Raw genomic sequence first — 4596 nt, 5'->3', positions numbered from 1 at the left:
AAGGATTGGCGATGCCGATCGTTAATCTCGCCATGCATGCTGAAACCAGGATGATGGACGGCGCCCTAGTCCTCCCTGTCCAGCTGGAGACAGGACACAACCCGCAGATCGTCATCGAAGGCTCGCCTCTCTCATGCGTGCGCGCCAGATGAAGGAATGGCGGGTTTCGGGATCGGCAACAAGGGCTCGGAACGGCAGTTTGGGGGCGCGAAGCCGACCTTCGCAAACTCATGGCAGTTTACCACTTCTGCCATGAGTTGCCTCGGATGACCCCTGGCCCTGCCGAACGCCGAGGTATTGATTTGCCCCCTTGAAGTGATCCATCCCTTCTGTTGGTCCGAAGACCTTTCTGGATGGATGGAACGATGGCAAGGAAACGCCACAAGCTCGAAGAGATTGTCGTCAAGCTGCGTCAGGTTGATTTGCTGACCGGTCAGGGCAAGTCGATCGCCGAGGTGGCGAAGACGATCGCAATGACGGAGACGACCCGTTTCCGCTGGCGGGCGGAGTACGGCGGCATCAAGAACGACCAAGCTAAACCGCTCAATGCGTTGGAGCTGGAGAACACCCGGCTGCGGCGGGCGGTGTCGGACCTGACACTGGATAAGTCTACCCTGATTGTCCATGTTCTAGCGAGCGGGGGCCGCTGGACCGCCGCTTCGTCGGGCCATGGCCCACGCAAGACGCTCTACAACGCTTCGTTCGCTGGGCCGCCAAAGGTGTGTGGCGAGACGCCTTTCAGATATCGGCCTAGGCGGACCGTCCGTCGAGTTGATGCTGGACTCGAGCGCGCCAAGGCCCGTCGCTGCGCCGCCGGCGGAAAAGGGGTCCAGGCTGAAGCTATAGGGCCGCTCGTTGAAGTCGGTGTAGGTGCGGCATTGGCCATATAGACTAGAGATGGTCTAAATCATTGGCGTTGCGTGGAATTTTGGGCTGGACTATCTGACCTTCAGGTAGCCCCCGCTCGCCGTGTCGACGATACGCGAGTCTGCTCTAGCCCGCCGCCGCTTCCCGCCATGCCGACAATCCTGAACGACGCATTTCAATTGCATCGCCGGTCCCTGACCTGGAGCGTGATGCGGATCGTTCGCGATCCGCAGATCGCCGAGGATCTGGCTCAGGAAACCTATGTGCGAGCGCATAAGGCGATCCAGGCGGGTCCAATCGAGCATATCGAGGCCTTCCTGCACCGGACGGCTCGAAATCTGGCGCTCGATCACCTGCGTCGCCGCAAAACGCGAGCCCGCATCGAGACCGACGGCCTTAGCGACGAAGTTCTGGAAAATATCGCCGCCGATACACCTTCGCTCGAGAAGGAGATCATCGAGCGTGAGAGGTTGCGGCTGTTCCAGTCGGCGCTCGCAACCTTGCCGGAGCGCGCCCAGCAAGTGCTGGTGCTGAGCCGGATCGAGGCATGGACAAACGCCAGGATCGCGCTGCATCTTGGCGTTTCCGAGCGCACCGTCTTCAACGATCTCAAGCTCGCTATGGCGCATTGTCGCGACGCGCTCACGCGGAGCGACCGACGTTGAAGGCCGCCTCGCGAAGGAGCCGTCGGATGTTCCGCATTATCTTTGCCGGATTCCAGACTGCGAAACGTCTGCTCTATAAAGACCTGAAAGCCATGACGATCGGATGAGTTGGGTGGGACGAGAGAGTTCAAAGGACGCCCCCCATGCCCACGCGTCGCAGCCGTCCGATTGGCAGGATGGCTCTGACGATGTCGTTGCGGACGAAGCGCTCGACTGGTTTGCGCGCCGGCGCAACGCCACGCCGGTTCACGCCGAACAGGCCGCATTTCGAGCCTGGCGGCAGCGAAGCCCGCGCCATGCTGAAGCATATGACGATCTCGAGGCTCTCTGGGAATTGCCGGCCTTCGTCACTGCCGCGCGTGGCCTGCCCGTGGCCGAACCGTCGCAGGTGAACACCTCCGCAAGACGTCCTGTCCGGCGAAGCGCAGGCATCCCGCTTGCCCGAAGGCTGAGCACGAGATTGGGCGCCGTCGCCGCCCTGCTGATGCTGGCCGTCGGGATCTGGCAGGCGCCGGCGCTGCTGCTGCGCTGGCAGGCCGACTATAGGACCGCCGCCGGTGATCGCGCGACCATCACCCTTCCAGACGGATCGACCCTGATCCTCAACACCGCCTCGGCCGTAGCGCTCGACTTCGAGGGCGGGCGCCGCGACGTTCGGCTCCTGCAGGGCGAGGCCTTCTTCGACGTCCTGCAGGATCCCGAGCATCCTTTCCGGGTGGCCGGGGAGTTTGGCGCGGTCGAAGTAAAGGGCACAGCGTTTTCCGTGCGAGCGGGCGAGGCGCAGGACACCATCCTGCTGGAGCGCGGCCGCGTCGAGGTCCGTCGCGTCTCGCAGCCGAACGAGCAGGTGACGCTGGAACCTGGCGAACAGGTCGTCGCGACCGTCGACGCACTGTCCGCCGTCGAGCCGGCGGATCCGGCGGCGACACTGGCCTGGCGGCAGGGGCGCATTCTGTTCGACGACCAGCCCGTTGCGACGGTGCTTGCCGAACTGCGACGCTATCGCAGCGCGCCCATCTTCGTCGCCACCCGCAAGGCCGATGGATTTCGCGTCAGCGGCAACTACAGAACGACCGACATAGAGGGCGCTCTGCGATCTTTGGCCGATGCGGCCGGCGTCACGCTGACGGCTTTGCCAGGCGGCGTCTTAATCCTTCGCTGAATACTCAACTTTTATTTTCCGGTTCTGGCCTTCTCGAACGTCGGGTGTAGAGAGAGGGCGAACTCGACACGTTGTCGGTCGGCCTCTTCGATATGGAAGAGGGCTTGACGGCATGACGAACGAGATGTTGACCACCTGCGCGACACCCGGTGCACTGCAAACACGTTGCACGAAACGTCGCCTCGCCTCGTTGCTTTTGACATCCGCCGTCCTTGGCGTCGCACCCGGGCCCTTTCTCGTGTCGGCAATTGCCCAGCAGACACCGATGACGGCGGGCAGCCAGACCGTGGCATTTTCCATTCCCGCCCAGCCTCTTTCCAGAGCCGTCAATGCCTTCATCGGTGCGACGGGCTGGCAGATCAGCTACGCTTCGTCGCTGGCCCGCGGCAAGAATTCGACCGCCGTCGTCGGCACGATGACGCCGGCGCAGGCGCTGCGCCGCCTCGTGTCGGGAACCGGCCTGGAAGTCCGCATCGGCACCCCCGGCTCGGCCGCCCTGATCGATCCAGGCTCGGCAGGCGCGCCGGCCGTGACCGACGGATCGCTGATACTGGAGACGATCGACGTAACGGCCGGATCGAAGACCTATGGCGGCCTCGGTGGCCTCGCCAGTCCTGATGCGAAGTATGAGACGGCGCAGAGCGTCGAGTTCCTGTCGGAAAGCCAGATCGAACGCTTCCGCGGGTCCTCGGTCGGCGACTTCCTGAAGGGAATGCCCGGCATCCTCACCGGCGACAACCGCAACAGCGGCGCGATCGACGTCAATGTTCGCGGCATGCAGGGCTTCGGCCGCGTGCCCGTCGTCGTCGACGGCACGCAGCAGCAGAACACCGTCTATCGCGGCTATTCCGGCGTCGCCTCGCGCAACTATGTCGATCCGGACTTCATCGGCGGCGTCGTAGTCGAGAAGGGTCCTTCGGCCGGCGTCTATGGCGTCGGCGCCACCGGCGGCGTCGTGCGCATGGAGACGATCAATGCCGACGACATCATCGTCGGCGATAAGGCCTGGGGCGTGCGCGTCAAGGGTAGCCTGATGACCAATACGGCGAGCCCGCCGCCGGTCGGCACGCCGGGCGGCTACGGCACGACCGGATTCGGCCGCTACCGCACCGGCTGCGACTGGAACTGCACGCTCCAGCCGGTGCCGACGGGCGTCATCTCTGGTAGCCCCTACGGAATGGACCGACCGGCCACCCTGCTGCCGACCTCCGGCGCTGGCAGCGCTACCTTCGCGGCGCGCAACGACATGGTCGAGTTCGTCGCCGGCTATTCCCGTCGCAAGAACGGCAACTACTTCGCTGGCACGAATGGCCGGACGCCGGAAGTGACGATCACCGAGACCACCGAGATCACGCCGGCGGCGCCGCCGCGCATCCCGGTCGACCGCGCCACCGAATGGACGACCATCTCGCTCAACGCCCTCAATCGCTATCGCGGCGGCGAGGAAGTGCTGAACACCTCGCAGGACAACACCTCCTACCTCGCCAAGGCCAAGCTGGAGCTCGATGGCGGCCACATCTTCGACGCCAGCTTCATGCGCTACGAGAGCAATTTCGGCGAGATGATGCCGTCGGTGATCCTCCGCTTCGACGGCGCGACGCAGGCCGAGCTGAGCGACGTCGCCGTCAACACCTACCGCGCCGGCTATAAGTACGATCCCGAAAGCAAGTGGATCGACTTCAAGGCCAATGTCTGGATGACGGATACGGAAACCCACATCCGCACACCCTATGCGTTCAAATTCAGCAATGGCGAGACCCTGGACGTGCCGCAGGGCTATTGGGACATCGCCAAACGCTACGGCACCGACGCGGTCAACACCTCCACCTTCGAGACGGCGGTCGGCAAGGTCGAGGTCGCGGCCGGCGGCTCGTATATCTACGAGACCATCGCGCCGCCGTC

3 protein-coding genes and 2 pseudogenes are annotated in these 4596 nt (G+C 63.9%); all 5 read left to right on the top strand.

Translation table 11 applies throughout. The annotated features are described in order from the left end of the window. Nucleotides 1-365 precede the first annotated feature (365 nt). Nucleotides 366-617, top strand: a pseudogene (locus OSH12_RS26105) (transposase); the annotation flags it as partial. Then, nucleotides 618-848 (top strand): annotated as a pseudogene (locus tag OSH12_RS26100) (IS5/IS1182 family transposase); the annotation flags it as partial. Nucleotides 849-1016: 168 nt separating this feature from the next. Then, on the top strand, nt 1017-1532 hold the full coding sequence (locus OSH12_RS26095) for an RNA polymerase sigma factor (RefSeq protein ID WP_266346564.1): 516 nt from the start codon (nt 1017-1019) through the stop codon (nt 1530-1532). Nucleotides 1533-1644: 112 nt separating this feature from the next. After that, nucleotides 1645-2694 (top strand): FecR family protein, encoded by a 1050-nt coding sequence (locus OSH12_RS26090; RefSeq protein ID WP_266346563.1) that lies wholly within the window; start codon nt 1645-1647, stop codon nt 2692-2694. Between the two features lie 265 nt (nt 2695-2959). Further along, on the top strand, nt 2960-4596 hold a 1637-nt coding region (locus OSH12_RS26085), incomplete at its 3' end, for a TonB-dependent receptor (protein ID WP_266346562.1).

The sequence above is a fragment of the Kaistia terrae genome (assembly GCF_026344005.1).
In the GTDB taxonomy this organism is placed as follows: domain Bacteria; phylum Pseudomonadota; class Alphaproteobacteria; order Rhizobiales; family Kaistiaceae; genus Kaistia; species Kaistia terrae.
The sequence above is the reverse complement of the archived record's forward strand: the minus strand, read 5'-3'. Positions and strand labels throughout refer to the sequence as shown.